Raw genomic sequence first — 1,098 nt, forward strand, 5'->3', positions numbered from 1 at the left:
CGTCGCAGATCATCTAAATGCTGGTCGATGGCTTGAGACAGCGTTGGTCCGCTTTTTGAAGAGGCTACCGCCTGACTCACCTGGCCCTTGATGACCTCGTTACGCCACCCTGATCCCGCTGCTTGATCCGCTGGCTCCGTTTCATTTGACGATGGAGCAGACAATCCCAAGAGGCTGGCGAGCAGCGCCGCATCATGGGGTGTATCAACTTGGGCGCGCCCAATTCGCTCTCCGTTAGGAAGCGAGATGTTCTCCAAGGTGAGCTCACGCAGCTGCCCCAAGGCGGCTTTACGGAGCAGTTCATTCAGTTCCTTCTTGTCCACGAGTCTTCCTGCACGCATCGCGCTGAACGTATCGGAGAGTGCCACGCTCATGCACGCCGCCGCCAGTCGTGCGCGATCACCGGAGGGCAAACCCAGCGCACGGACGATGAAGCGACAACCCAAGCGGGATCGAAGGTCAAGAGGAACAAGGAAGCGGGCGTAGAGCCCTGATGGGCGCGCAAGAAGAAGCGGCTTTGGCATGGAGCGATACCTCAAACGATACCTATGGGAAGGTCGTTTGACGGCAGCGTTTTTGACTCAGCCCCTTTTCATTCATGCACTTAGCTGCATGAGCGGTTGGACTGGAGCGGGTGAAGGGAATCGAACCCTCGTCAGTAGCTTGGGAAGCTCCGAACCACTCCCATACATATCAACACGTTAGCATGCATTTCCGCTCCGCAAAGCAGCCAATGGGACCTCAATGATGCCCGGGGGAAAGGCACTGTTTCCAAGGATTGCGGAGCGCTAAAGTAGGCGCAACAACCTGGGGGTGAGGCGTGGTAAAGACCTGGACCAAAGAAGCGGCACCCGACAAGGCTTGTAAGCATTGTGGTGCCATTTACTCGGTCGAGATCTACAGAGTGCCAGTGAAGGACGACGATTCTTTCACTTGCAGGTGCGGACAGGTGCTAGACAAATGGAGATCCACTTCGATCCCCGAATACACCTTAAAGACGCCAGGAGCAGACAAAACAGATGACTGAGCCGCCGCTTTGCTGAAAAGGAGGATTGAAAATCCCCGTGTCGGCGGTTCGATTCCGTCCTCGGCCACCAT

Annotated in this window: 1 protein-coding gene and 2 pseudogenes; all 3 read right to left on the reverse strand. The window is 56.3% G+C overall.

Annotation, left to right across the window (positions count from 1 at the left end; all coding sequences use genetic code 11):
* Positions 1-374 (reverse strand): annotated as a pseudogene (locus AC1DQP_RS20805) (integrase); the annotation flags it as partial.
* A 21-nt stretch (positions 375-395) separates the two neighbouring features.
* Positions 396-524: pseudogene (locus tag AC1DQP_RS20810) on the reverse strand (hypothetical protein); the annotation flags it as partial.
* A gap of 373 nt (positions 525-897) precedes the next feature.
* On the reverse strand, positions 898-1,098 hold a 201-nt coding region (locus AC1DQP_RS20815), incomplete at its 5' end, for a hypothetical protein (RefSeq protein WP_478052472.1).

The sequence above is a fragment of the Stenotrophomonas sp. P5_A8 genome (assembly GCF_056400545.1).